Origin of the sequence: Arthrobacter sp. RAF14 (genome assembly GCF_052114185.1) — a bacterium.
Taxonomy (GTDB): Bacteria; Actinomycetota; Actinomycetes; order Actinomycetales; family Micrococcaceae; genus Arthrobacter_E.
In genome coordinates this window covers 948,163-972,293 of record NZ_JBFREG010000001.1, presented here as the reverse complement: position 1 = coordinate 972,293, position 24,131 = coordinate 948,163, and the positions used below count along the sequence as shown (strand labels likewise).

Annotated in this window: 21 protein-coding genes and 3 tRNA genes; 9 read left to right on the top strand and 15 right to left on the bottom strand. The window is 68.9% G+C overall.

Going from position 1 to position 24,131, the window contains the following annotated elements:
- Entirely contained in the window at positions 1-1,059 is a 1,059-nt protein-coding gene (gene thiL / locus AB4Y75_RS04570) for a thiamine-phosphate kinase (protein WP_441434679.1), read from the bottom strand.
- 154 nt (positions 1,060-1,213) lie between these two features.
- Between thiL and AB4Y75_RS04565 the strand changes: the two genes are divergently transcribed.
- Entirely contained in the window at positions 1,214-1,747 is a 534-nt protein-coding gene (locus AB4Y75_RS04565; RefSeq protein WP_441434678.1) for a DUF3515 domain-containing protein, read from the top strand.
- Between the two features lie 86 nt (positions 1,748-1,833).
- On the opposite strand, the gene AB4Y75_RS04560 is transcribed toward AB4Y75_RS04565, so the two are convergent.
- The 5 genes from AB4Y75_RS04560 to AB4Y75_RS04540 form a co-directional block, all read right to left on the bottom strand.
- Positions 1,834-2,964, bottom strand: a complete 1,131-nt coding sequence (locus AB4Y75_RS04560; protein ID WP_441435260.1) for a D-alanine--D-alanine ligase family protein — start codon at positions 2,962-2,964, stop codon at positions 1,834-1,836.
- Between the two features lie 70 nt (positions 2,965-3,034).
- On the bottom strand, positions 3,035-4,039 hold the full coding sequence (locus AB4Y75_RS04555; RefSeq protein WP_441435259.1) for an NAD(P)H-dependent glycerol-3-phosphate dehydrogenase: 1,005 nt from the start codon (positions 4,037-4,039) through the stop codon (positions 3,035-3,037).
- 56 nt (positions 4,040-4,095) lie between these two features.
- Entirely contained in the window at positions 4,096-4,875 is a 780-nt protein-coding gene (locus AB4Y75_RS04550; protein WP_441435258.1) for a lysophospholipid acyltransferase family protein, read from the bottom strand.
- 36 nt (positions 4,876-4,911) lie between these two features.
- The gene (gene murA, locus AB4Y75_RS04545) at positions 4,912-6,234 is read right to left on the bottom strand and encodes a UDP-N-acetylglucosamine 1-carboxyvinyltransferase (protein WP_441434677.1); all 1,323 of its coding nucleotides are present in this window, start codon (positions 6,232-6,234) and stop codon (positions 4,912-4,914) included.
- 109 nt (positions 6,235-6,343) lie between these two features.
- A complete protein-coding gene (locus AB4Y75_RS04540) occupies positions 6,344-7,567 on the bottom strand; it encodes an ROK family protein (RefSeq protein WP_441434676.1) in 1,224 nt (407 codons plus the stop codon).
- A gap of 238 nt (positions 7,568-7,805) precedes the next feature.
- On the opposite strand from AB4Y75_RS04540, the gene AB4Y75_RS04535 reads away from it, so the two are divergent.
- The 5 genes from AB4Y75_RS04535 to AB4Y75_RS04515 all read left to right on the top strand — a co-directional run bounded on the left by AB4Y75_RS04535 (position 7,806) and on the right by AB4Y75_RS04515 (position 14,452).
- The gene (locus tag AB4Y75_RS04535) at positions 7,806-9,098 is read left to right on the top strand and encodes an ABC transporter substrate-binding protein (protein ID WP_441434675.1); all 1,293 of its coding nucleotides are present in this window, start codon (positions 7,806-7,808) and stop codon (positions 9,096-9,098) included.
- Positions 9,095-9,997: a carbohydrate ABC transporter permease gene (locus AB4Y75_RS04530; RefSeq protein ID WP_441434674.1), complete on the top strand. Its 903-nt coding sequence runs from the start codon at positions 9,095-9,097 to the stop codon at positions 9,995-9,997. Before AB4Y75_RS04535 ends, AB4Y75_RS04530 begins: the two co-directional genes overlap by 4 nt.
- Positions 9,997-10,899 carry a carbohydrate ABC transporter permease gene (locus tag AB4Y75_RS04525; protein ID WP_441434673.1) on the top strand — a complete coding sequence of 301 codons (903 nt, stop codon included), beginning with the start codon at positions 9,997-9,999 and terminating at the stop codon, positions 10,897-10,899. The genes AB4Y75_RS04530 and AB4Y75_RS04525 overlap by 1 nt, the downstream gene beginning before the upstream one ends.
- 45 nt (positions 10,900-10,944) lie before the next feature.
- Entirely contained in the window at positions 10,945-12,654 is a 1,710-nt protein-coding gene (locus AB4Y75_RS04520; RefSeq protein ID WP_441434672.1) for a glycoside hydrolase family 13 protein, read from the top strand.
- A 79-nt stretch (positions 12,655-12,733) separates the two neighbouring features.
- Positions 12,734-14,452 (top strand): glycoside hydrolase family 13 protein, encoded by a 1,719-nt coding sequence (locus AB4Y75_RS04515; protein ID WP_441434671.1) that lies wholly within the window; start codon positions 12,734-12,736, stop codon positions 14,450-14,452.
- Positions 14,453-14,607: 155 nt separating this feature from the next.
- Here AB4Y75_RS04515 and leuD read toward each other — a convergent pair whose 3' ends face one another.
- Both leuD and leuC read right to left on the bottom strand, forming a co-directional pair.
- The gene (leuD, locus tag AB4Y75_RS04510) at positions 14,608-15,207 is read right to left on the bottom strand and encodes a 3-isopropylmalate dehydratase small subunit (protein WP_307497347.1); all 600 of its coding nucleotides are present in this window, start codon (positions 15,205-15,207) and stop codon (positions 14,608-14,610) included.
- A 33-nt stretch (positions 15,208-15,240) separates the two neighbouring features.
- Positions 15,241-16,692, bottom strand: coding sequence for a 3-isopropylmalate dehydratase large subunit (leuC, locus tag AB4Y75_RS04505; protein ID WP_441434670.1), 1,452 nt, complete (start codon positions 16,690-16,692; stop codon positions 15,241-15,243).
- Positions 16,693-16,825: 133 nt separating this feature from the next.
- On the opposite strand from leuC, the gene AB4Y75_RS04500 reads away from it, so the two are divergent.
- Positions 16,826-17,545: an IclR family transcriptional regulator gene (locus tag AB4Y75_RS04500; RefSeq protein ID WP_066210786.1), complete on the top strand. Its 720-nt coding sequence runs from the start codon at positions 16,826-16,828 to the stop codon at positions 17,543-17,545.
- 15 nt (positions 17,546-17,560) lie between these two features.
- Entirely contained in the window at positions 17,561-18,100 is a 540-nt protein-coding gene (locus AB4Y75_RS04495; RefSeq protein ID WP_441434669.1) for a DUF1697 domain-containing protein, read from the top strand.
- A 145-nt stretch (positions 18,101-18,245) separates the two neighbouring features.
- On the opposite strand, the gene AB4Y75_RS04490 is transcribed toward AB4Y75_RS04495, so the two are convergent.
- The 7 genes from AB4Y75_RS04490 to AB4Y75_RS04460 all read right to left on the bottom strand — a co-directional run bounded on the left by AB4Y75_RS04490 (position 18,246) and on the right by AB4Y75_RS04460 (position 22,717).
- Positions 18,246-18,321: transfer RNA gene (locus AB4Y75_RS04490), tRNA-Glu, on the bottom strand.
- A 101-nt stretch (positions 18,322-18,422) separates the two neighbouring features.
- Positions 18,423-18,495 (bottom strand) — tRNA-Glu (locus AB4Y75_RS04485).
- A 66-nt stretch (positions 18,496-18,561) separates the two neighbouring features.
- Positions 18,562-18,633, bottom strand: a tRNA-Gln gene (locus AB4Y75_RS04480).
- A 114-nt stretch (positions 18,634-18,747) separates the two neighbouring features.
- Complete coding sequence (locus AB4Y75_RS04475) at positions 18,748-19,602, bottom strand: HAD family hydrolase (protein ID WP_441434668.1); 855 nt, start codon at positions 19,600-19,602, stop codon at positions 18,748-18,750.
- Between the two features lie 8 nt (positions 19,603-19,610).
- Positions 19,611-21,128 carry a glutamate--tRNA ligase gene (gene gltX, locus AB4Y75_RS04470; RefSeq protein ID WP_441434667.1) on the bottom strand — a complete coding sequence of 506 codons (1,518 nt, stop codon included), beginning with the start codon at positions 21,126-21,128 and terminating at the stop codon, positions 19,611-19,613.
- A 140-nt stretch (positions 21,129-21,268) separates the two neighbouring features.
- Positions 21,269-22,045 (bottom strand): fumarylacetoacetate hydrolase family protein, encoded by a 777-nt coding sequence (locus AB4Y75_RS04465; RefSeq protein ID WP_441434666.1) that lies wholly within the window; start codon positions 22,043-22,045, stop codon positions 21,269-21,271.
- Positions 22,046-22,096: 51 nt separating this feature from the next.
- Complete coding sequence (locus AB4Y75_RS04460; protein WP_441434665.1) at positions 22,097-22,717, bottom strand: TetR/AcrR family transcriptional regulator C-terminal domain-containing protein; 621 nt, start codon at positions 22,715-22,717, stop codon at positions 22,097-22,099.
- A 64-nt stretch (positions 22,718-22,781) separates the two neighbouring features.
- Between AB4Y75_RS04460 and AB4Y75_RS04455 the strand changes: the two genes are divergently transcribed.
- The gene (locus AB4Y75_RS04455) at positions 22,782-24,008 is read left to right on the top strand and encodes a beta-ketoacyl-[acyl-carrier-protein] synthase family protein (protein ID WP_441434664.1); all 1,227 of its coding nucleotides are present in this window, start codon (positions 22,782-22,784) and stop codon (positions 24,006-24,008) included.
- The last annotated feature ends 123 nt before the right edge of the window (positions 24,009-24,131 follow it).

Here is a 24,131-nt window from a genome sequence, read left to right as displayed (position 1 = left end):
TTATGGTGCCCCAAAGTGATCCCATCCTCGCGTCGCGTGCCCTGCCGAATCCCCCTCGCCGTTCCGGATCCGGGAACCGTGATCCTGTCCAGGCGCTGTGGGCACCACCGAGCCTACAACAGTGAAGCTGTCCGGTACGGGACCGTTTCCTGGGAAAGTGCTGAGCAGGCAGAAGTCCTCACCCCCACCCTGAATCCAGCCGCGGATGAGCTCTTCGGGGGACTCGCCGGAGCCCGGAACACCAGCCAGCAGCTCCGCCGCAGGGAGCAGTTCCGGCGCGAACACCGCCAGCAGAGCGGGGTCGAGTTCCAGGCTGACCTCACTGGCCCTGGCGAGCCGCGCGGAGTCCTTCAGCAGCCCGTCGGAGATGTCCATCATGGCCGTGGCCCCGGCCGCCAGAGCCTCCGCTCCGCTGCCCAGCGGAGGGCAGGGGCGGCACTGGGCATCCATGAGCTCGCGCTGGACGGGTGTGAGACTCCCCACCGGAACGGGGCTCTCGAGCAGGGCCCAGCCGGCGGCTGCACGGCCCGGTCTTCCGGCCACCGCGATGACGTCCCCGGCCGAAGCCCCCGAGCGGAGACCGACCTTCCCGGCCGCCTCCCGGCCCATGGCCGTGGCGGTCACCGAGATCTCCCGGCCACGGCCGAGATCACCGCCGACGACGGCGACGTCCGCTCCCAGCGAGCGCACGGCGTCGTGCACTCCCCTGGCGAAGTCCTCCACCCAGGCGACCGGGGTCGCCGGGGGCAGGGTGAGACTGATGAGCAGCGAATGAGGTTCCGCGCCCATGGCGTTGATGTCGCTCAGATTCTGCGCCGCCGACTTCCAGCCCACGTCGTAGCCGGTGCTCGCGTAGCCGTTGTTCCAGCGCAGCCGGAAGTCCTGGTCCTGCGTCTGAGTGTCGATGGAGACCACCACGCTGCCTCCCGGCGCCGCGACCACGGCGGCGTCGTCCCCGGGTCCGAGGAGCATGGCGGAGCCCTGGGGCAGGAGAGGGAAGATCCTCGCGAGGAGGCCCCCTTCGCCCACGGTGGCGACGGTCGGCTGGTTCTCTGGCACACGGCAACGCTATCCAACTTCCGGGCCGGGGCGTCAACCGGTCCGCCCCCTGATCCCGAGCCGCCCGCCGGAGGGCTGGGCATGGCACCCGGGCCCGGCCTCCTGGCATGCCGCCCTGACAGGAGCTCCCAGCGAAGCTCGGTAGGCTGGTGCCATGCGTGTCACCCGTCCTGTACCGCGGCCAGAACTGCGGAAGCTCCGGAAACCGGCCTCCCTCCTGGCCCTCTCGCTGGGGTCCGTGCTGGCCCTCAGCGCCTGCTCGCCCGCCGTCGACGTCACTCCGGCCAAGGATGCCGCCAACCCGGACTGCGCGCCCATGATGGTGGCGCTGCCGGACAAGATCGGCGACGCCACGCTGAGGAAGACCAACGCCCAGGCGACGGCTGCCTGGGGCGATCCTTCCCTGGTGATCCTGCGCTGCGGCGTCACCCCTCCCGGTCCGACGAAGGACCGCTGCGCCACCGTCAACGGTGTGGACTGGGTCATCAAGGAGGGTGAGAAGGGAAACCCGATCTACACCCTGACCACCTTCGGGCGGACTCCGGCGGTGGAGGTGCTCCTGGATCCCGGGAAGATCTCCTCGGCCACCGTGCTCGCGGACCTCTCCGCCCCGGTGAGCAAGATCGACGCGGGAAAGAAGTGCGTGGGCCAGGAGGATCTGCAGAACCTCCCGGGAAGCGGCAAGTAGACCGTCACCCTTGAACGACGAGGCCCCCACCGGAAACGGTGGGGGCCTTTCGTGTGCCCGGTCAGTGCGTGATCAGTGCCTCGTGGTCAGCGCAGCCCGGTCTTGCGGTGCAGCGCCAGGTGGATGAGCTCATCGATCAGCTCGGTGTAGCTGAGACCCGTGGCGGCCCACATCTGCGGGTACATGCTCTTGGGCGTGAAGCCCGGCAGCGTGTTGATCTCGTTGATCACGAACTCGCCGTCGGGGGTGTAGAAGAAGTCCACGCGGCTCAGGCCCTCGGCGCCGATGGCGTCGAATGCCAGGCCGGCCAGCTTCCGGACCTCGGCGATGGCCTCTTCCGGAAGGTCGGCCGGGCAGCTGAGGGACGCGGCGTTGTCCACGTACTTGGCCTGGAAGTCGTAGAACGAGTGCTCCCCCACGGCCACCTCGATCTCGGCGGGCAGCGAAGCGCGCGGCTCATCGGTGCCCCGGCCTTCCAGCACGGCGCACTCGATCTCGCGGCCGACGATCCCGGCCTCGATCACCAGCTTGGGATCGTGCCTCCGGGCCTCCTCGATCGCCGCGTCCAGGTCCTCCGCACGGTCCACCTTGGAGATGCCCATGCTGGAACCGGCCCTGGCAGGCTTGACGAACACCGGGAACCCGAGGGTCTCCACCCGGCGGCGCACGCCGGCGGGGTCGCGGAGCCACTCACGGTCGGTGACCGCCACGTACGGACCGACCTTCAGCCCGGCGGCCTCGAAGACCACCTTCATGAAGTGCTTGTCCATGCCGATGGCCGAGGCCAGCACTCCCGCGCCCACGTAGCGGGTGTCGCTGAGCTCCAGCAGGCCCTGGACCGTGCCGTCCTCGCCGAAGGGGCCGTGCAGGAGCGGGAACACCACGTCCACCTGGCCCAGCTCCGTGGGCACCTGATCGGGCGCGGCCACGATCAGCTGGTGCTCCCCTCCGATCTCGGCCAGGGCCACCGTGGCGTCCCCGGGAGTGACCTCGGGAAGCGACCCGGCCGTGAGCGTCCACTGGCTCAGATCGCCTTCGGGCAGCACCCACTGGCCCGTCTTGGCGATACCGATCGGGATGACGTCGTATTTCTCCCGGTCGATGGCGCCCAGCACGCCCGCTGCGGTGACACAGCTGACGGCGTGCTCACTGGAGCGTCCTCCGAAGAGGACGGCGATGCGGGGCTTCCGGGCGTCAGTCACAGTGGTTCCGTTCAGGTTGTTGGTGGAGCTGGTCGTTGGTGGGGCTGGCGGTTGGTGGGGCTGGCGATTGGTGGGGCTTGACGGCTCAGTAGCCGTCCTCGGACTTCAGGGAGCGGTTCAGCAGCAGCGGGCCGAGATCCTCGACAGCCAGCTTACCGGCGAGCACCGCCACCACCGCGGCGGTGATGGGCATCTCGACACCTTGGCGTGCCGCCAGCTCCAGCACGGCGTCCGCGGACTTCACGCCCTCGGCCGTCTGGGTCATGCGTTCCGCGGTCTCCTCCAGGGTGAGTCCCTGGCCCAGGAGTTTGCCGGCCGTGTGATTGCGGGACAGTGGCGAGGCGCAGGTGGCCACGAGGTCACCCAGCCCGGCCAGGCCGGCCAGCGTGTGGGCCTCCCCGCCGAGCGCCAGGGCCAGGCGGGTGGTCTCGGCCAGGCCGCGCGTGATGACCGAGGCCTTGGTGTTGTCACCCATGTCCCGGCCCTCGCAGATACCGACCGCGAGCGCGATGACGTTCTTGACGATCCCGCCGATCTCCACGCCCACCACGTCGGAGCTCATGTAGGGCCGGAAGTACGGGGCGGTGCAGAGTTCCGCGACGCGCTGTGCCACGGCCTCGTCCGCACAGGCGACCACGGACGCCGTGGGTTCCTCACGGGCGATCTCCATGGCCAGATTCGGGCCGGACAGCACCAGGATCTGGGACGCGGGAGTCCCCCATTCCTGGGCGATCACCTCGCTCATGCGCTCGTCCGTCCCGCGCTCCAGTCCCTTCATGAGCGAGACCACCAGCGCCCCAGGGGCCACGGCGTCCTTCCAGGCGCGCAATTGCTCGCGCAAGGACTGCGCCGGAACGGCCAGCACGACGACGGCGGCCTCCCGCAGCGCCTCGGCGGCACTGTCCGTGGCGCGCACGGCGTCCGGGAGCGGGGTCTGCTGCAGGTAGCGGCTGTTGCGGTGCTCGCGGTTGATCTCCTCCGCGGCCTCGGCACGCCGGGCCCAGAGCACGATGTCCCGGGATTCGCCCGCCGCGAGCGCGGCGTCGCCCAGGACCTTCGCGAACGTGGTCCCCCAGGAACCGGCGCCCATGACGGCGATCTTCTCCACGGCGGCCTCTCCCGGCGCGTTCGCCGTGTCCTGAACGCTCACGCGGCACCGCCGTCGTCGTTCTTCGGCGCGGCGGTGGCGCCCTTGTCATCCAGGCGGCCCGTGGCGCTCTGGCCGTGCGCCGCAGGATCCCAGCGGGAGGCGGGCGCCGGCTCCTGGCGGAGTTCGGCGACGAGTGCCGTCACGGCATTCATGATCCGGGTGGTGGCCTCGGTGAGCACGGTCTTGGTCAGGGGCTTGCCGCGCAGATCCTCCAGATCCACCGGCGGCCCCACCAGGACCCGCACCCGCTTCCGCGGAAAGACGTAGAGCCGCTTGGCGTAGCGCGGGAAGAGCTCCTGCGCTCCCCAGTGCCCGATCGGGACCACCGGGGCGCCGGTCTGGAGGGCCAGCCTGGCCGCTCCGGTGTGACCCTTCATGGGCCACAGATCCGGGTCGCGGGTCAGGGTGCCCTCCGGGTAGATGATGATGGATCCCCCGGCGTCCACGACCTCCTGGGCCACCTTGAGCGAGTTGTTCGCCCCGGCGGTCGTGCGCTCCACGGGGATCTGCCGGGAGCTGTGCAACAGGCGTCCGAACACGGGGATCTTGAACAGGCTCGCCTTGGCCAGGAAGTGCGGCGGGCGCTTGGCGTTGTACAGCATGTGTCCCACGACGACCGGGTCGATCTCCGTGACGTGGTTGGGTGCGGCGATGAAGCCGCCCGACGGCAGGTTCTCCAGCCCCTCCCACCGCTTGGACAGCACCAGGTTCATGAGCGGCCGGAGCACCCCGGCCAGGAAGGCGAAGGTCGCCCGGGCGCCCGGGCTCTCCTTCATGCCGCTGTGGTTCATCTCGGTCTTCCCCATGGGGTTCTACGCTCCGGTGAGTTCGAAATCGGCGCCGAGCCCGGCGATCTTCTCGGTGAAACGCTCGTACCCGCGCTGGATCACCTCGGTGCCGGTGACCCGGGAGACGCCCGTGGCCGCGAAGGCGGCGATCAGGTGGCTGAACCCGCCGCGCAGATCCGGGACGTCGATGTCGCGTCCCACCAGCGGCGTGGAGCCGGAGATGACGGCGGAGTGCAGGAAGTTCCGCTGTCCGAAGCGGCACGGCACGCTGCCGAGGCATTCGCGGTGCAGCTGGATGCTCGCACCCATGCGGGTGAGGGCCTGGGTGAAGCCGAAGCGGTTCTCATAGACCGTCTCGTGGACGATCGACACGCCGTCCGCCTGGGTCAGCGCCACCACGAGGGGCTGCTGCCAGTCGGTCATGAAGCCGGGGTGCACGTCGGTCTCCAGGACGAGCGGGTTCAGCTTGCCGCCCGGGTGGTAGAACCGGATGCCGTCGTCCAGGATGTCCATGCCGCCGCCCACCTTGCGATAGGTGTTCAGGAACGTCATCATGTCGTGCTGGGCGGCGCCTTCGACGAAGATGTCGCCCTGGGTCACCAGTGCGGCGGAGGCCCAGGACGCGGTCTCGTTGCGGTCCGGCAGCGCGCGGTGGTCATAACCGCCCAGCTCGGCGACGCCCTCGATCCGGATGGTCCGGTCCGTCTGGATGCTGATGAGGGCGCCCATCTTCTGGAGCACCGCGATGAGGTCCACCACCTCGGGTTCCATGGCCGCGCCGCGCAGCTCCGTGATGCCCTCGGCCCGGGTGGCGGACAGCAGCACCTGCTCGGTGGCGCCAACGCTCGGGTAGTCGAGGGTGATCTTGGCGCCCTTGAGGCCTTCGGGAGCCGAGAGGTGGATGCCGTTGCCGGTCTTCTCCACCACGGCGCCGAACTTACGGAGCACTGCGAGATGGAAGTCGATGGGCCGGTCGCCGATGCGGCAGCCGCCGAGGTCCGGGATGAAGGCCGCGCCGATGGCGTGGATGAGGGGGCCGCAGAGCAGGATCGGGATGCGGGAGTCCCCGGCGTGCGCGTCGATCTCGGTGTGCGAGGCGTTCCTGGCGTTGGCCGGGTCCAGGGTGAGGTCCCCGGTCACCGGGTCCTTCTCCACCGAGACGCCGTGCAGCTGGAGGAGGCTCGTGACGACCTCGACGTCCTTGATCTCCGGGACGTTGCGCAGCACGGACGGCTCGCTCCCGAGCAGTGCCGCCACCATCGCCTTGGGCACCAGGTTCTTGGCGCCCCGCACGGAAACCTTGCCACTGAGCGGAACCCCGCCCCGGATGGTCAGCACACTACTCATCGACATCTGTCCTCGCACTTCTACGTTCGGAGCTGGGTCCCAGTTCCTCATCAAGCATAGAGCCCCGATGCCGCGCAGGCGGGACCCGGCGTGGCCGCCCCGGCGTGGGTCAGGAGCGCCCGGACGAGCCCTTGCCGAGTGAGGCGGGGTACACGTCCAGGGCGTTCTCCTCCACGTAATCGAGGGCGTGCCGCACGGCTCCCAGGGAGACGATGCCCTCCCCCAGAGTCGAGGCGAGGACGCGTGGCGGCGTGTGCGTGAACTGCGGCAGGTCCCGGGAAATCGCCGGGAGGAGCGCGCCTGCCGACTCGGCCACCGCACCCGCGATGACCACCAGCTCGGGGTTGGTCATGGTGCTCAGCGAGCCGATGACGCGCGCCATGCGGTGGGCCACCCGGTCCAGGATCCCGACGGCGACCGCGTCGCCGTCGCCGGCGGCCGAGAAGACCATCTCTGCGCTGAGCCTGCCAGGGTCGCCCCCGCAGAGTCCACGCAGGGCGGTCTTCGCGCCGTCGCGGACCGCCTCCCTCCCCCAGAGCGCCGCGTAGTGGGCGATGCCGTGGGTGTCTCCCACGCCGTCGAGCTGATCGAGGTAGCCGAGTTCGCCGAAACCGCCGAGCTGCCCGTGCAGGAGCCGTCCGGACTCGAGCACGCCGGAGCCGAGCCGGTCACCGGCGAGCATGACCACCAGGTGGTCCACGCCCTGAGCGACGCCGAGCCAGCGTTCGGCGAGCGCGGCGAGATTGGCGTCGTTCTCCAGGAGCACGTGCCAGCCGTGCCGCTCGGAGACGATCCCCCGGACGTCGAAGGAGCGCCAGAACTCCTGAACCGTGAGGACTTCGCCGTCCCGGCTGACCGGCGCGGCCACCCCCACGGAGACGGCGAGCACCGAATCGGCGGAGACGTCCGCGTCGGCCAGAGCCCGGGCCGCGAGGCGGTCGAGGACGTCGGCGCGTTCGTCCGCGGGCACGTTGTCGGCACGGAACGGCATGGTCACCTGGGACAGGGGCGCGCCGGCCATGTCGGCCACGATGGCGGTGATCTTGTTGGCGCCGATGTCGATGCCGAGAACGCTGGCGGCACGGTCGTCGAAGACGAAGCGGCGGGCCGGCCGGCCCTTGACGTAGTCCCCCGCGTCCCGCTGGTTCTCCAGTTCCCGCAGCCAGCCGAGCCTCACGAGTTCGTCGCAGATCGAAATGACGGTGGCCCGGGACAGCCCGGTCCCGGCCATGAGATCCGTGCCGGTGAGGACCCCGGCCCCGCGCATGGCCTTGAGCATGGCGCTCGCGTTGATCCGGCGCACCAGCTGCGTTGAGGGCGCGGTCTCGCTCATCCTCGGCCCTCCTCACTCCGTCTGACGGTGGGCTCCTCGCGGGCCCGCTCTGAAATCTAGCTCATGAACCGGGGCGGCGAAACATGTCCGCCCGATCCTTGACGGCGTGAGCCGGATCACCTCTATACTGTCGATAGGTTATAAATTTACCTCCTATCTAAACTCGCCCGGCAGCGTTCACGGAAGCACTCCGCGCCTGGCGCCTGCGGCCCGGAGGCCGCACGACGAAAGGACAACGGTGTCTGTGAAACCGACACGGGCCAAGCGCGCCGCAGGGTTGGCGCTGAGCCTCTTCCTGCTGGCGGGCCTGCTCTCAGGGTGCGCGGGCGACGGCGGCGCGGAGACCATCCGCTTCACCTTCAGCAAGCGCGAAGCCATCCCCTTCATGACCAAGCTCGTCAACGAGTACAACGCCTCCCAGGACAAGACCCGGGTGGTGCTGGACACCTCCGGCGTGGACGTGGTCTCGGCGAGTTTCGTCCGCGGCAATCCACCGGATCTCATGCTCGCGAACTACAACACCGAGGTCTCGCGATTCATCGACCGCTGCGCGCTCAGTGACCTGAGCGGCACGGCCGCCGCAGGCCGGATCCGCGAGGACTACCAGCCGTTGCTGGACCAGTACGGTCACTGCGAAGGCCGGCAGAGTGCCCTGCCCTATTCGGTCATGGCCTCGTCCGTCATCTACGACAAGAAGATCTTCGCGGACCACGGCATCGCCGTCCCGAAGACCTGGGATCAGCTCCTCGCCGCCTGCGAGGCCCTCAAGGCCGCGGGCGTCACACCGTTCCAGGCGACCATCATGGACAACTGGACGGTGGGCCAGGGGTGGTTCGACTACGCCGTGGGCGGCTCGCTCGACGTCGTCGACTTCTACCAGCGCCTCGCCGCCGAGGGCGACACGGTCGGCCGGGGTTCCGGCCCGTCCTTCTCGAAGGACTTCGCCGAACCGCTGGCCAAGATGCAGAAGCTCCTGAAGTACACCAACAAGAACGCCTCCAGCCAGACGTACGGCGACGGGAATCTCGCCTTCGCCCAGGGCAAGGCGGCCATGTACCTGCAAGGCCCGTGGGCGTTCAGCGAGATCGCCAAGACGGCGCCCGATCTGCAGCTCGGCACCTTCCCGCTGCCGATGACCAACGACGAGAAGGACCTGGCCGTCCGGGTCAATCTGGACCTCGCCGCCATGATCCCGGAAGGATCGAAGCACAAGGCGTCCGCCCGGGCCTTCCTGGACTACCTCTACACGCCACAGCACATCCAGGCCTACAACGACTCCCAGCTGGGATTCACCCCGCTCAAGGGCGCCGCGGCACCCAAGGACCCGCGGGTCGCCGGGATGATCCCCTACGTCGACCAGGGCAAGGTCTACCAGGGCCCTTCGGTGCTCATCCCGAAGACCATCCCGGTCTTCAACTACGCGCAGGCGATCGCCCTCGGAGCCGAGCCGGGCGCGACGCTGCGCACCCTCGACGCGGACTGGGCACGGCTCGCGTTCCGCGCCCCGGCCACGAAGGAGAAGACCAAGTGAGCGCAACCACCACTGCCACGGGCCGCCCGGTGCGGCGCGGCCGCCGTCGCGTCGAACCCGTGTACTGGCTCTTCCTGCTGCCGAGCCTCGTCCTGTTCACCCTGGCCATCACGGTGCCCGGCATCATCGGCATCACCTTCAGCTTCACCGACTCGATCGGCGTGGGTGACTGGAGCTTCAACGGGCTGACCAACTACATCGCGCTGTTCGGCGACCCGGCCATCCTGCAGAGCTACCTGTTCACCTTCGGCTTCTCGATCGTGACCGTGCTCGTGGTCAATGTGATCGCCTTCCTGCTCGCCATCGGACTGACCGCACGGATCCGCTTCAAGACCGGGCTCCGCACGGTGTTCGTGATCCCCATGGTGATCTCCGGCATCATCATCGCCTACGTCTTCAACTTCCTCTTCTCCAACTCCCTGCCCGCCGTCGGCTCGGCCACCGGCGTCACCTGGCTCCAGACGAGCCTGCTCGCCAACCCGGACCTGGCCTGGGTGGCGATCGTGGCGGTCACCGCCTGGCAGGCGATCCCCGGCACGCTGCTCATCTACATCGCGGGCCTCCTCTCGGTCCCCGGCGACATCTACGAAGCGGCCGATCTGGACGGCGCGAGCAAGACCCAGCAGCTGATCCGCGTGACCATGCCCCTGGTCGCCGGGTACGTCGTCATCAATGTGATCCTCGGGTTCAAGGGCTTCCTGAACGCCTACGACATCATCAAAGGCCTCACGGACGGCGGCCCGGGCACCTCGACCCGCAGCATCGCCATGAGCATCATCGCCGGCTTCAACGGCGGCGATTACGGCTATCAGATGGCCAACGCGACGATCTTCTTCGTCGTCGCGGTCCTCATCTCCCTGCTCCAGCTGTCGCTGACCCGCGGAAGGAACGCACTCTGATGTCGACGCAGACGATTCCCACCACCGAAACCCCCACCGCCGACGTCGCTCCTCGCCGCAGCCGCGTGCCCCGCGTCCGGATGGAACGGGTCAACTGGCCCGCCACGGTCCTGCTTGTGCTCTGTGCGGTCACCGTGCTGCTGCCCCTGTACGTCACGCTGTCCATGGCCTTCAAGACCGGAACCCAGGCGGTGGACGGCAACGCTTTCTCGCTGCCGGCGCCGTTCTCGGTGGACGGCTTCGTGCAGGCCTGGAACCTGACCAGCTTCCCCGTGGGAGCGGGGGTCAGCCTCCTCGTGACGGCCGGAACCGTGGTGCTCACCATCGTGCTGTCGGCCTTCACGTCCTACGCGATCGTGCGCAATTGGGACCGCAAGGTCTTCCGCTATTCGTTCTACTACCTGCTGGCCGCGATGTTCATCCCGTTCCCCGTGGTGGCGCTGCCGCAGATCCAGCTCACGGGCCTGCTGCACCTGGACAACCCGCTCGGCGTGATCCTGCTCGCCAGCATGTTCCAGCTGAGCTTCAGCGTGCTGCTGTTCACCGCGTTCCTCCGCTCGATCCCGCTCGAACTCGAGGAGAGCGCCCGGATCGACGGCGCCAGCACCTGGGCCACCTTCTGGCGGATCATCTTCCCGCTGCTCGCTCCCATGAGCGCCACGGTCGGCATCTTCGCCTTCCTCTACGCGTGGAACGACTTCATGATGCCGTCCCTGATCATCTCGGATCCGGCACTGCAGACCCTTCCGGTTCGGCAGAACCTGTTCCAGACTCAATTCAGCAACAACTACAACGTGTCCTTCGCGTCCTACCTCATGGCCATGGCTCCTGCGATCGTCGCCTACCTGTTCACGCAGCGCTGGGTCATGGCGGGCGTCACCCAGGGCGCCGTCAAGGGCTGACGCCCCTTCCCTTCCCTTCCCACCCGACTTCCCCGAGGAATCCTCATGGCAGCAGAAACCGTCCTCGTCCCGGACGCCACCTGGTGGCGGCAGGCGGCCGTCTATCAGATCTACCCCAGGTCCTTCGCCGACGCCAACGGCGACGGCATCGGCGACCTGCGCGGGATCATCTCCCGCGTTCCGTACCTGGCCGCCTTGGGGGTCGACGCCGTGTGGCTGAGCCCGTTCTACCCCTCGGCCCTTGCGGACGGCGGCTATGACGTGGCGGACTACCGCGACGTCGACCCGCGCATCGGCACGCTCGCCGAGTTCGACGAGATGGTGGCGGCGCTGCACGCGGCCGGCCTCCGCGTGATCGTCGACATCGTGCCGAATCACTCCTCGGACGAGCACTCCTGGTTCCAGGAGGCGCTGGCCTCCGCGCCTGGCTCCGCAGCCCGGGAACGGTACATCTTCCGTGACGGTCTGGGAGCGGACGGGGAGATCCCGCCGTCCGACTGGGACTCGGTGTTCGGTGGACCCGCCTGGGAGCGCATCACCGAACCGGACGGCACTCCCGGCCAGTGGTACTTGCACACCTTCGCGAAGGAGCAGCCGGACTTCAACTGGGACAACCCGGAGGTCCTCGAGGATTTCCTGAAGACCCTCCGGTTCTGGTCCGACCGCGGCGTGGACGGCTTCCGCGTGGACGTCGCGAACCTGCTGGTGAAGGACCTTCCGGAGACCTTGCCGAGCCGGGCCGAACTGGAGGGCCTGGACCGCGATTCGGGCACCCACCCGCTCATGGACCGCGACGAGGTGCACGAGATCTACGCCGATTGGCGCGCCGTGTTCAACGAGTACGACCCGCCCCGCACCGCCGTCGCGGAGGCCTGGGTGGATTCCCCCGTGCGCCGTGCCAAGTACGCCGCGCCCACCGGGCTGGGCCAGGCCTTCAACTTCGATCTCCTGACGGCCGACTTCGACCCGGAGGCATTCCGGCGGATCGTCACGGAGAACCTCGCCCAGTCGGCGACCACCGGATCCTCCTCGACCTGGGTGCTGTCCAACCACGACGTCACGCGTCACGCCACCCGGTACGGGCTGCCGCCGCTGGGCGACCGCATGGGCGTGAAGCAGGGCATCGAGTGGATGATCGCGGGAGCACCGGCCGACGGCGTCGATCCGGCGCTCGGGCTCGCCCGGGCCCGCGCCGCGACACTCTTCCTCCTGGCACTGCCCGGCAGCACCTACCTCTACCAGGGCGAGGAACTCGGCCTCCAGGAGGTCGGTGACCTTCCCGCGGACGCGCGCCAGGATCCGGCCTACCACCGTTCGGTGAACCAGCCCGACTGGTCCTATGACGGCCTGGGCCGGGACGGCTGCCGGGTGCCGCTGCCCTGGACGGCGTCGGGCACCTCGTTCGGGTTCGGGCCCGGCGGCGCGCACCTGCCGCAGCCGGAGTGGTTCGGCGGGTTCTCCGTGGAGGTGGAGGAATCGGACCCGGGGTCCACCCTCCACCTGTACCGAGAAGCCCTGCGCCTGCGCCGCACACTGCAGGGCGCGGAGACCCTGGACTGGGTTGAGACGTCCGGTCCGGAGGTGCTCGGCTTCCTCCGCCCCGGCGGCTGGCTCACCGTCACCAACTTCGGCGGGACCCCGGTCCCCCTGCCCGAGGGCGAGCCGCTGCTGACGAGCGCGCCCCTGGACGGCGGCCTTCTGCCGGGCTCCGCCACCGCCTGGCTGCGGGTCCCCGAACCGGTAGCCTCCGCCTGAGCCACGGGCGGCCCACCACCACCCTGCGTCCCGGCCACCGCCGGGACGCAGGGCATCAGATCCCCATCAAAGGAGCATTGTGAGCACCACCGCCTCCGAGGCACAGCACCGCGACGACGACCGCCTGAGCGACCCCGAATGGTGGCGCCAGGCGTCCGTCTACCAGATCTACCCCCGCAGCTTCGCCGACGCCGACGCCGACGGCATCGGCGATCTGCCCGGCATCACCTCCAAGGTCGGCTACCTCAAGGCCCTGGGGATCGACGCCGTCTGGCTGAGCCCGTTCTACCCCTCCGCCCTCGCGGACGGCGGCTACGACGTGGACGACTACCGCGACGTCGACCCCCGGCTCGGGACGCTCGCGGACTTCGACGCCATGGTCTCAGCACTGCACGGCGCCGGGATCCGCCTCATCGTGGACATCGTGCCGAACCACTCCTCCGACCGGCACGAATGGTTCCGGGAGGCGCTGGCCTCCCCTCCCGGCTCCGCAGCGCGGGAACGGTACATCTTCCGGGACGGCAAGGGCGAGCAGGGCGAACTGCCTCCGTCGGACTGGGATTCGGTGTTCGGCGGTCCGGCCTGGGAACGCATCACGGAACCGGACGGCACTCCGGGCCAGTGGTATTTCCACCTCTTCGCCAGGGAACAGCCGGACTTCAACTGGGACAACCCGGAGGTCCGCGAAGACTTCCTGAAGACCCTCCGGTTCTGGTCCGACCGCGGCGTGGACGGCTTCCGCGTGGACGTGGCGCACGGGATGGCCAAGGACTTCTCCGAGCCCATGCCGTCCAAGGCGGACCTCCAGGCCCTGAACACGGGCACGGACGGTTTCGTCGACGGCTCCCATCCATTCTGGGACCGGGACGCGGTCCACGAGATCTACGCCGAGTGGCGCACGGTGTTCAACGAGTACACCCCTGCCCGCACCGCCGTGGCCGAGGCCTGGGTCCACCCCGACCGCCGGGCCCGGTACGCCAGCCCGGAAGGTCTGGGACAGGCGTTCAACTTCGATCTGCTCCAGGCGGATTTCGACGCCGCGGAATTCCACGGGATCATCACGAAGAACCTGGCGGAGGCCGCAGCGAGCGGCGCCTCCTCCACCTGGGTGTTCTCCAACCACGATGTGGTCCGGCACGCCACCCGGTACGGCCTGCCGGCCACCGGGCCCGCCGAGGCGGGCGCCATCATGGCCAACGCGGGCAAAGCCTGGCTGCTCGCCGGCGGTGACCCCTCCGTGGTCGACACCGCACTCGGTCTGCGCCGTGCCCGCGCGGCCACTCAGCTGATGCTCGCGCTGCCCGGCTCCTCGTACCTCTACCAGGGTGAGGAACTCGGACTGCAGGAAGTGGGGCGGATCCCGGATGAGGAACGCCAGGACCCGTCCTTCTTCCGGAATCCCGGAGTGGAGATCGGCCGCGACGGCTGCCGCGTGCCGCTGCCCTGGACGAGCGACGGTCCCTCCTTCGGTTTCGGCGCCGGTGGTTCTCACCTGCCCCAGCCCGCATGGTTCGGGGAGTGCTCGGTCGAGGTGGAGGAAGCCGAGGAGGACTCCACCCTGAACTTCTACCGCAAGGCCCTGCATCTGCGGTCCGGGCTTCAGGGGGCGGAGGACCTCGAATGGCTGCCCACCGGCGACGACTCAGTGCTGGCCTTCCGGCGGCCCGGCGGCTGGATCAGCATCACCAACTTCGGTGGGGCGCCGGTCCCGCTTCCGGAGGGTGAGGTGCTGCTGAGCAGCGCGCCACTCGACGGACGGGACCTCCCCGCGGCGACCACCGCCTGGCTGAGGGGCTGACCCACCCAGCCGCTGACACCGCGTCCAGCGTACGACGACGGCGGCCCCTCCCGSGGGGGGGGGGGGGCCGCCGTCGTCGTACGCGGTCGGTCCTGGCCGAGCGTGCCAGGTTCAGAGCCCGCCGTTCAGCGCGCTGTCCTTCAGCGCTCCGTCATTCAGCTTTTGGCGGGGAGCGTCTTCGGTTTGAAGGAGGGGCGCGTCGCTTCGTACGCCGTGATGTCCTCCTCGTGCTGCAGAGTCAGCCCGATGTCATCCAGGCCCTCCAGCAGACGCCAGCGGGTGTAATCGTCGATCTGGAACGGCGCCACCACATTGCCGCATTCCACCACCTTGGACTGGAGATCCACCCGGATCTCGGTGCCCGGGGCGTTCTCCAGGACCTTCCAGATCAGTTCGATGTCGTCCTGCTCCAGTACGGCCGCCAGGAGGCCCTGCTTGCCGGAGTTGCCTCGGAAGATGTCCGCGAAGCGCGAGGACAGCACGGCCTTGAAACCGTAGTCCTTGAGCGCCCACACGGCGTGCTCGCGGGAGGAGCCGGTGCCGAAATCGGGGCCCGCCACCAGGACGGAACCCCGGCTGAAGGGCTCCTGATTCAGGATGAAGTTCTCATCCTTGCGCCAGCCGGCGAAGAGGGCGTCCTCGAAGCCCGTGCGGGTGATGCGCTTGAGGTAGACCGCGGGGATGATCTGGTCGGTGTCGACGTTGCTCTGGCGCAGCGGGACGCCGATGCCGGTGTGGGTGGTGAATTTTTCCATCGTGTGCTCCTGGGAGTTCGTGTCTCGGACGGCTCAGGCGGCGGCAGCGCCGGCGTCGTCCTGTGCCAGTGGTTCCAGGTCCGAAGGGGAGCTCAGCGTCCCGCGGACCGCGGTGGCGGCGGCCACCACGGGCGAGACCAGGTGGGTGCGCCCGCCCTTGCCCTGACGGCCTTCGAAGTTGCGGTTGGACGTGGACGCGCAGCGCTCCCCCGGGGCCAGCTGGTCCGGGTTCATACCGAGGCACATCGAGCAGCCGGCGAAGCGCCATTCCGCGCCGAACTCCTTGAACACCTTGTCCAGACCGATGGCCTCGGCCTCCAGACGGACCCGCGCCGAGCCCGGGACCACCATCATGCGGATGTTGGGGTCCTTCCGGCGGCCGCGGATCACGTCCGCGGCGGCCTGCAGGTCCTCCAGGCGGGAGTTGGTGCAGGACCCCAGGAAGACCGTGTCCACCCGGATGTCCTTCATGGGGGTGCCTGCTTCCAGGTCCATGTACTCCAGAGCACGCCGTGCGGCGGCCTTCTGGTTCTCGTCGCCGAAGGACTCGGGATCCGGGACGGCCTGGGACAGCGAGACGCCCTGGCCCGGGTTGGTGCCCCAGGTGACGAAAGGCTCCAGGGTGTCAGCATCCAGGAACACCTCTTCGTCGAAGACGGCGCCTTCATCGGTGTGCAGGGTGTTCCAGTACTCGACGGCGGCATCCCAGTCGGCACCTTCCGGCGCGTGCGGGCGGCCCTTCATGAAGTCGTAGGTGATCTGGTCCGGCGCCACCATGCCGGCGCGGGCGCCGGCCTCGATCGACATGTTGCAGATCGTCATGCGGGCTTCCATGGACAGGGCCCGGATCGCCGACCCGCGGTATTCCAGGACGTAGCCCTGACCGCCGCCGGTGCCGATCTTCGCGATCACGGCCAGGATGATGTCCTTGGAGGAGACGCCCGGCTTCAGCGTGCCTTCCACGTTGATGGCCATCGTCTTGAACGGCTTCAAGGAGAGCGTCTGGGTGGCCATCACGTGCTCCACCTCGGAGGTTCCGATGCCCATCGCCAGCGCTCCGAAAGCGCCGTGCGTGGAGGTGTGGGAGTCGCCACAGACCACGGTCATGCCCGGCTGGGTCAGTCCGAGCTGAGGTCCGACCACGTGGACGATGCCCTGCTCCTTGTCGCCCAGGGAGTGCAGCCGGACGCCGAACTCCTTGCAGTTGGCGCGCAGGGTTTCGATCTGGGTGCGGCTGGTGGGGTCCGGGATCGGCTTGTCGATGTCGATCGTCGGGGTGTTGTGGTCCTCCGTGGCGATCGTCAGGTCCGGGCGGCGCAGCGGGCGGCCGGCCAGACGCAGGCCCTCGAACGCCTGCGGTGAGGTCACTTCGTGCACGAGGTGAAGGTCGATGAAGAGGAGATCGGGCTGGGCGTTGACTCCTTCGCCCTCGCCTTTACGCACGATGTGCGCGTCCCAGACCTTTTCGGCCAGTGTCTTCGGCATGGCCTTCTCCCTTCATTGCGCGGGCCGGTGGCCCCGCGGTGTGCTGATGCTGTATTTCAACTGTTCCAGTCCGCACCGGAGAGTGCCAGCGAAATGATTTGCATCTCAGATATTGAGACGGCAATATCATTGTATGGACACTTCAAGTGGCGTCGGCGTCATCGACAAAGCGGCTCAGGTTCTCGACGCTCTCGAGGCCGGACCCACCACCCTGGCACAGCTGGTTGCAGCCACCGGACTGGCGCGCCCCACCGTGCACCGGCTCGCTCTCGCACTCGTGCACCACCGCTTGGTGAGCCGCGACATGCAGGGACGCTTCGTGCTCGGCAGCCGCCTGGTGGAGCTCGCCTCCGCCGCGGGTGAGGACCGCCTGATCGCCTCCGCGGGCCCCGTGCTGCTGCAGCTGAGGGACGCCACCGGCGAATCCGCTCAGATCTTCCGTCGTCAGGGCGAGTGGCGCGTGTGCGTCGCGTCGGCCGAGCGCCCCGTGGGGCTGCGGGACACCATCCCCGTCGGCACCCAGCTGTCCATGAAGGCCGGCTCCGCCGCCCAGGTGCTCCTCGCCTGGGAGGACCACGACCGTCTGCTGGAGGGCCTGCAGAACGCCCGCTTCACCCCCACCGTCCTCGCCGGCGTACGACGCCGCGGCTGGGCGCAGAGCCTCGGCGAACGCGAGCCGGGCGTCGCCTCCGTCTCGGCCCCCGTGCGCGGACCGTCCGGCCGCGTGATCGCGGCCGTCTCGATCTCCGGCCCGATCGAACGTCTCACCCGCCAGCCGGGCCGGATGCACGCCGAGGTGGTCTGCAACGCAGGACGCTTGCTCACCGAAGCCTTGCGCAAGGGCAACGACTGAGGCACGGTTGAGGTCATGACCGAGCCGCGCCGCTACGCCGTCTTCCTCCGCGGAATCAATGTCGGAGGCATCAACATCAAGATGGCGGATCTCAAAGCCTGCCTCGCTGACGGCCCCTTCGAAGGGGTGAAGACGCTGCTGGCCACAGGGAACGTGGTGCTCGACTCCTCCGCCGGTCCGGACGCCGTGAAAAAGGCCTGCGAGGACGCCCTGCGGGAACGTTTCGGCTACGAAGCCTGGGTCATCGTGACGGGCCGCGAGGAGATCGACCGGATCGTCGAGGCCACCCCCTACCCGGCCGACGACCCCGCCCTGCACTCCTATGTGACCCTGGCGAGCGACCCCGCGGTGCTGGACTCCCTGGTCGAGGCCGCCTCGGCGCTCGGCCCCACCGGCATCGTCCGCCTGACACCCGGCGCCATCGCGACCCAGGTCGCCGTGGGGTCCAGCACGGACGCTCCGGTGTCCAAGCTCATGGCACGTGCCGCCTACAAGCCGTACACCACCACCCGGAATCTCCGGACGCTGCTCAAGGTCCAAGCCGCCCTCGCCTGAGGATCCAGCCGCCACCGAGTTCGGGGGTTCATTCCGAAAACCGGGCCTGCAACCATCGCTCCCGGAACGAACCCCCGAACTCGGCGCACGGACGGACCCGGCTTAACGCAAAAATCCCCGGCCCATGTGGACCGGGGATTCCTGATGGTGACCCCAGCGGGATTCGAACCCGCGTTACCGCCGTGAGAGGGCGGCGTACTAGGCCGCTATACGATGGGGCCGAGCACTTGCGATTTCATTCCGGAGAACGAGTTCGCACCATTTTTCGTCTGCTGCCAGACATGAATACCATCCACCCGGCATGCCGTGTGAATGGTTTTCGTGACCCCAGCGGGATTCGAACCCGCGTTACCGCCGTGAGAGGGCGGCGTACTAGGCCGCTATACGATGGGGCCAGGTACTTTTCGGATGGTCAGATGACTCTTGACCTTCCGGCTGTATTTCCCGAAGGAAATCCTGCGCTGGGATACCAGGACTCGAACCTAGAATGACGGTACCAGAAACCGTAGTGTTGCCAATTACACCATATCCCATCGGCATTTCAGGACATTATCCGGTTCCCCTCGCGGTTCACCGTGCCCTTCAGCACGAGTAATTACTTTACCTGGTCCGTTGGCCGGTGACAAATCGGCGGCCGGGCCGGCATCTCACACCGCGTCACCGGCGCTCACGGACTCCCGGTCCGCGGCATCCAGACCGAGCAGCGCCGGCACCTCGGACAGGGAATGGATCACCCTCCGCTCCCCGGCCGGCCGCACGAAGCCGGGCACGGGTGAGTTCCCCGAGCTGCCACTGCCGGGCACCCCGCGGTCGAGGTGAACGGCCTTCAGGCCGGCGGCCAGGGCGCCGTCGTGATCCACCACCGGGTTGTCCCCCACATACCAGCAGTCCTCCGGCAGCACACCGAGCTGACGGGCGCCCTCATGGAAGATGGCCGGGTCCGGCTTGGTCACCCCGAGGGTGTCGGTGCCCACCACCACGGTGATGCCGGACAGGCCGGCGTAGCCCAGCTTGGCCCGCTGGAACGCCTCCACGTTGTTGCTGACCGCGCCATACGGTATACCGTGCGCGTCCAGCACGTCGAGCAGGGGCTGGACGTCCGGGAACGGCGTCACTCCGGTCTCGGCCAGCTGCGCGAAACGCGGCACCCAGCGCAGCGCGAGCTCCTGGTCTATCCTCAGCCCGAGCGGTTCCGCGGCCCGGTGCAGCCGCAGGATCCGCATGGACTGGAAGTCGAGACGTCCGGCCAGGTAGTCGTCGTAGGCGCCCGTGACGTCCTGGACGAAATGCTCACTGAACGTCAGCCAGCGACGGCGGGCCTCGGCGTCGTGCGCGGAAAGCCCCGCGCCGTCGGCCACCGGCACGCCGGCCGCCAGCCCCAGGGACGCCAACGCCCCGGGCGGCAGTACCTCGATAAGGCTGCCGCCCAGGGCGCGGGTCATGGCCGAGGCCAGGTCCACGAGGGTGTCATCGATGTCGAACAGGACTCCCGTGCGGACCATGAGGCGCCTCAGCGGGTGGCGCGGAAGGCGCGGAGACGGGCCAGGGAGGAGTCCTTCCCCAGGATCACCATCGACTCGAAGAGCGGCGGGGAGATCCGGCGTCCCGAGATGCCCGTGCGGACCGGGCCGAAGGCCAGCCGGGGCTTGAGGCCCAGGCCGTCCACCAGGGCGCCGCGCAGGGCCTCCTGGATGGTCTCAGCGTTCCAGTCCTCCAGAGCGTCCAGGGCGTCGACCGCCGCGTCGAGGGCTTCACCGGCGTTCTCCGGCAGGCCCTTCAGCGCATCGGGCGCGACGTCGATCGCGTCGTCGGCCTTGAAGAGGAAGGCAAGCATCTCCGGAGCCTCGCCCAGGAGGGTGATGCGTTCCTGCACCAGCGGAGCGGCCTCGGTCAGGATCTCCTCCTCGCGGCCGGACAGGGTCTCCCCCACCAGGCCCGCGGCCTGCAGGTACGGCACCAGGCGGTTGCGGAAGTCCTCGCCGCCCAGCATGCGGATGTGCGTCCCGTTGATGGCGTCCGCCTTCTTCTGGTCGAAGCGGGCGGGGTTGGCGAGAACATCGTGGATGTCGAAGTTCGCCACGAGCTGGTCCACCGTGAAGATGTCCTCGTCAGCGGAGAGCGACCAGCCGAGCAGGGCCAGGTAGTTCAGCAGGCCTTCCGGAATGAAGCCCTTGTCCCGCTGCAAGAACAGATTGGACTGCGGGTCACGCTTGGAGAGCTTCTTGTTGCCTTCGCCCATGACGTACGGCAGGTGCCCGAAGAGCGGCATGTACTCGGCCACGCCGATGGCGTACAGCGCACGGTAGAGCGCGATCTGGCGCGGGGTGGAGGACAGCAGATCCTCGCCACGGAGCACGTGGGTCACGCCCATGAGCGCGTCGTCCACCGGGTTCACCAGGGTGTAGAGCGGCTGGCCGTTGGCGCGGACCACCACGAAGTCCGGCACGGAACCGGCCTTGAAGGTGATCTCGCCGCGCACCAGATCGGTGAAGGTCAGGTCCTCGTCCGGCATGCGGAGGCGCAGCACGGGCTCGCGGCCCTCGGCCTTGAACGCGGCCACCTGCTCCTCGCTCAGCTCGCGGTCGAAAGCGTCGTAGCCGAGCTTGGGATCGCGCCCTGCGGCGCGGTGGCGGGCCTCGATCTCCTCCGGCGTGGAGTAGGACTCGTAGACGTGGCCTCCGGCGACGAGCTTGGCGATGACGTCCTGGTAGATCTCACCGCGCTGGGACTGGCGGTACGGCTCGTGGGGGCCGCCGGTGACGACGCCTTCATCCCAGGTGATCCCGAGCCAGGCCAGGGCCTCGAGGAGCTGCTGGTAGCTCTCCTCCGAGTCACGCTGCTGGTCCGTGTCCTCGATGCGGAAGATCATCTTGCCGCCGGTGTGCCGGGCGTAGGCCCAGTTGAACAGGGCGGTGCGGATCAGACCGACGTGCGGGGTTCCCGTGGGCGACGGGCAGAAGCGCACGCGGACGGGCGTGTTCTCATCGACGCTGGGGATTTCAAGGCCAAGGCGTTCAGCGGTAGTCATAGTGGTTCTAACTTTACGACTTTCCGGCACGTTTCACGGACGCGGCGGCTGAGCGTGGAAACGACGACGGCGCGTGGCAGCCTGAGCCGCCACGCGCCGTCGTGCCCGGATTGCTTGCTCGGGAGACTTGGGTGGAGCGCCTAGCGGCGCACCACCGGGTTGCTGAGCGTGCCGATGCCCTCGATCTCCACGGAGACGCGGTCGCCCTCGTCGAGCAGGCCGACCCCGGCCGGCGTGCCGGTCAGGATGACGTCGCCGGGCAGCAGCGTGAACGCCCGGGACACCTCGGCCACCAGTTCCTTGACACCCCAGACCATGTCCGCGGTGTTGCCGTTCTGCTTGACCTCGCCGTTGACCAGGGTGCGGAGGCCGAGCGACTCGGTGTCCAGCTCGGTCTCGATCCACGGACCCAGAGGGGCCGAGCCGTCGAAGCCCTTGGCACGGGCCCACTGCTTCTCGCGGCGCTGGACGTCGCGGGCGGTGAGGTCATTGGCGCAGGTGTAGCCGAAGATGACCTCCTCGGCGCGCTCCACCGGGACGTCCTTGCAGATGCGGCCGATCACGACGGCGAGCTCGCCTTCGAAGGATATCTCGTCGCTGAATTCCGGCAGGAAGACGGGCTCCCCCGGGCCGATCACGGACGTGTTGGGCTTGAAGAAGAGGAGCGGCTCCTCGGGGACCTCGTTGCCGAGTTCGGCGGCGTGTTCCGCGTAGTTTCGGCCCACGCCCACCACCTTGCTGCGGGGGATGATCGGGGCCACGAGGCGGACGTCGGCGAGCGGGTGAGTGGTTCCGGTCCGCTCGACGCCGTTGAAGAACGGGTCGCCGTGGATGACGGTCACGGTCTCGGACCCGGCGGGGCCGTCGACGATGCCGTACTGAGGTTCGGAGTCAAGGACGAAACGGGCGATACGCATGGTGCTAAGTCTAGGGCGCGAGGGGCCCCGGACGAGCGCAGCACCTCTCCGTCACCCTGCGAGCGCCGGCCCGTCATGCACGCTCAGCACCCCGGCCAGGTCCAGATCATCCGCCGTGCCGTCGGCGCCGGCCCGGGAGAGCAGCGCCGCTCCCAGGGCGGTGCTCCAGAAGGTCCGGGCCTCCTCCCCCAGCGGGCGCTCGGCCGTCCAGCCCCGGCTGTCGAGCAGCTGGCCCAGGAACCGCTCAGACTGACGGAACAGGAGATTGAGGTGCTGCTCCACCACGGGGGCCAGCTCGGGCTTGGCGATCCCGGTGGCGAGGGCCTTCGCCACGAGCGGGAGCGACGGAAGCGCGAGCACCGCCCGGGAGACGTTGCGCCGGAACGCCGCGGCGTCCGGGGCCCGCCGGCCGATCCGCTCGACTCTCCGCGTCTCGTGCAGCAGGACCAGGAACGCCGCCTGCAGCAGGAGCGAGTCCTTGGACCCGAAGTGATACGTGACCTGGTTCGGGAAGACCCCCGCCTCGCGGGCGATCTCCGCCACACTCAGGTCCATGCTCCGCCGTTCCGAGCAGAGCCTCGCAGCGGTCGCGATCAACCGGTTCCGGGTGGCCCGGCCGCGCTCGCCGCCCGGAGTCGCTGCTGCCGGGGTCACGCTTCGTTCCGCACTCATTCTCGAATTGTATGTGATACAAATTAAGACCTAGTTGTATCGCATACAAGAAAGAGCGGATCTCATGGAATCCTTCGACGTGGCCATCACCGGCGTCGGCGCCATCACCCCCCTGGGCCCGGATGTCCCCTCGACCTGGTCGGCGCTCCTGTCCGGCGAGTCAGGACTGAGCACCCTCACCCTCACCGGCGCCGCTGCGGCAGCCCTGCCGCCCCAGGTGGCAGGTCAGATGGCAGCGGATCCGGCCACGCTGCTGGACCCGGTGCAGGCCAAGCGGCTGGACCGCGCACAGCAGGCTGCCCTGGTGGCCACGGCGGAGGCGTGGGCGGATGCCGGACGGCCCGACGTCGACCCGGACCGTTTCGCCGTCGCGATCGGCACGGGCATCGGCGGAGTGAACACGCTGCTGGACCAGGACGACGTGCTGGAGAGCGCTGGGCCGCGCCGCGTCTCCCCGCGCACCATCCCCATGCTCATGCCCAATGCCGCGGCCGCGGCCGTCAGCATCCAGTACGGCGCCCGGGGCGGGGCCTTCACGCCGGTGTCCGCGTGCTCCTCGGGGGCTGAGGCCATCGCCCTCGGAGCCCGGCTCATCAGGACGGGCGAGGCGGACCTCGTCATCGCCGGGGGCACCGAGGCCGCCATCGCGGCGATCACCGTCGCCGGCTTCGCCCAGACCCGCGCCCTCGCCCAGCCCGGCACGGATCCCGCCTCCGCTTCACGGCCTTTCGCCGCCGACCGCCAGGGGTTCGTCCTGTCCGAAGGCGCCGCGATCGTGGTCCTGGAGAACGCGGAACGGGCCCGGAACCGCGGGGCGCACGTCCACGCGATGCTGGCCGGCGCGGGCATCACCTCGGACGCGCACCACATCACCGCGCCGGCTCCGGACGGCTCCGGCCAGACCGCCGCCATGCGCAAGGCCCTGGCCCAGGCGGGCCTGCTTCCCGGCCGGATCTCCCATGTCAACGCCCACGCCACCGGGACACCCGTGGGCGATCTCGGCGAGGCGCGGGCCATCCATGAGGTCTTCGGACGCGCCACGGTCACCGCGCCCAAGGCGTCGCTGGGTCATCTCTTCGGTGCTGCGGGGGCGATCGAGGCCCTCATCGCGGTCCTGAGTGTGGAGCACGGGGTGGTCCCGCCCACCCGGAACCTCACGCCGGAGCTGCTCGACCCCGAGATCGGTCTGGACGTCGCCATGGAACGCCGCGATGCGCCCCAGAACGCCGTGCTGAGCAATTCCTTCGGCTTCGGCGGGCAGAACGTGTCGCTCGTGGTCACCCGCGCCTAGGCGCCGCGCGAATGCAGGGCTCCTTGGCATCCTGGGAATGCGATGTCCGAAAACCGCCAGCATGCAGTCCTCACACGCACCACACTGGACTCTGTGGCCGGCGGCAGTCCGATGAGCCTGCCG

Bases quoted from the DNA above. Each gene is read 5' to 3' on its own strand.
- AB4Y75_RS04565 (WP_441434678.1), top strand. From the start codon at position 1,214: ATGCGTGTCACCCGTCCTGTACCGCGGCCAGAACTGCGGAAGCTCCGG.
- AB4Y75_RS04555 (WP_441435259.1), bottom strand. From the start codon at position 4,039: ATGGGCGCCGGTTCCTGGGGGACCACGTTCGCGAAGGTCCTGGGCGAC.
- AB4Y75_RS04550 (WP_441435258.1), bottom strand. From the start codon at position 4,875: ATGAAGGAGAGCCCGGGCGCCCGGGCGACCTTCGCCTTCCTGGCCGGG.
- murA (WP_441434677.1), bottom strand. From the start codon at position 6,234: ATGAGTAGTGTGCTGACCATCCGGGGCGGGGTTCCGCTCAGTGGCAAG.
- AB4Y75_RS04540 (WP_441434676.1), bottom strand. From the start codon at position 7,567: ATGAGCGAGACCGCGCCCTCAACGCAGCTGGTGCGCCGGATCAACGCG.
- AB4Y75_RS04525 (WP_441434673.1), top strand. From the start codon at position 9,997: ATGTCGACGCAGACGATTCCCACCACCGAAACCCCCACCGCCGACGTC.
- AB4Y75_RS04520 (WP_441434672.1), top strand. From the start codon at position 10,945: ATGGCAGCAGAAACCGTCCTCGTCCCGGACGCCACCTGGTGGCGGCAG.
- leuD (WP_307497347.1), bottom strand. From the start codon at position 15,207: ATGGAAAAATTCACCACCCACACCGGCATCGGCGTCCCGCTGCGCCAG.
- leuC (WP_441434670.1), bottom strand. From the start codon at position 16,692: ATGCCGAAGACACTGGCCGAAAAGGTCTGGGACGCGCACATCGTGCGT.
- AB4Y75_RS04500 (WP_066210786.1), top strand. From the start codon at position 16,826: ATGGACACTTCAAGTGGCGTCGGCGTCATCGACAAAGCGGCTCAGGTT.
- AB4Y75_RS04495 (WP_441434669.1), top strand. From the start codon at position 17,561: ATGACCGAGCCGCGCCGCTACGCCGTCTTCCTCCGCGGAATCAATGTC.
- AB4Y75_RS04475 (WP_441434668.1), bottom strand. From the start codon at position 19,602: ATGGTCCGCACGGGAGTCCTGTTCGACATCGATGACACCCTCGTGGAC.
- gltX (WP_441434667.1), bottom strand. From the start codon at position 21,128: ATGACTACCGCTGAACGCCTTGGCCTTGAAATCCCCAGCGTCGATGAG.
- AB4Y75_RS04465 (WP_441434666.1), bottom strand. From the start codon at position 22,045: ATGCGTATCGCCCGTTTCGTCCTTGACTCCGAACCTCAGTACGGCATC.
- AB4Y75_RS04460 (WP_441434665.1), bottom strand. From the start codon at position 22,717: ATGAGTGCGGAACGAAGCGTGACCCCGGCAGCAGCGACTCCGGGCGGC.
- AB4Y75_RS04455 (WP_441434664.1), top strand. From the start codon at position 22,782: ATGGAATCCTTCGACGTGGCCATCACCGGCGTCGGCGCCATCACCCCC.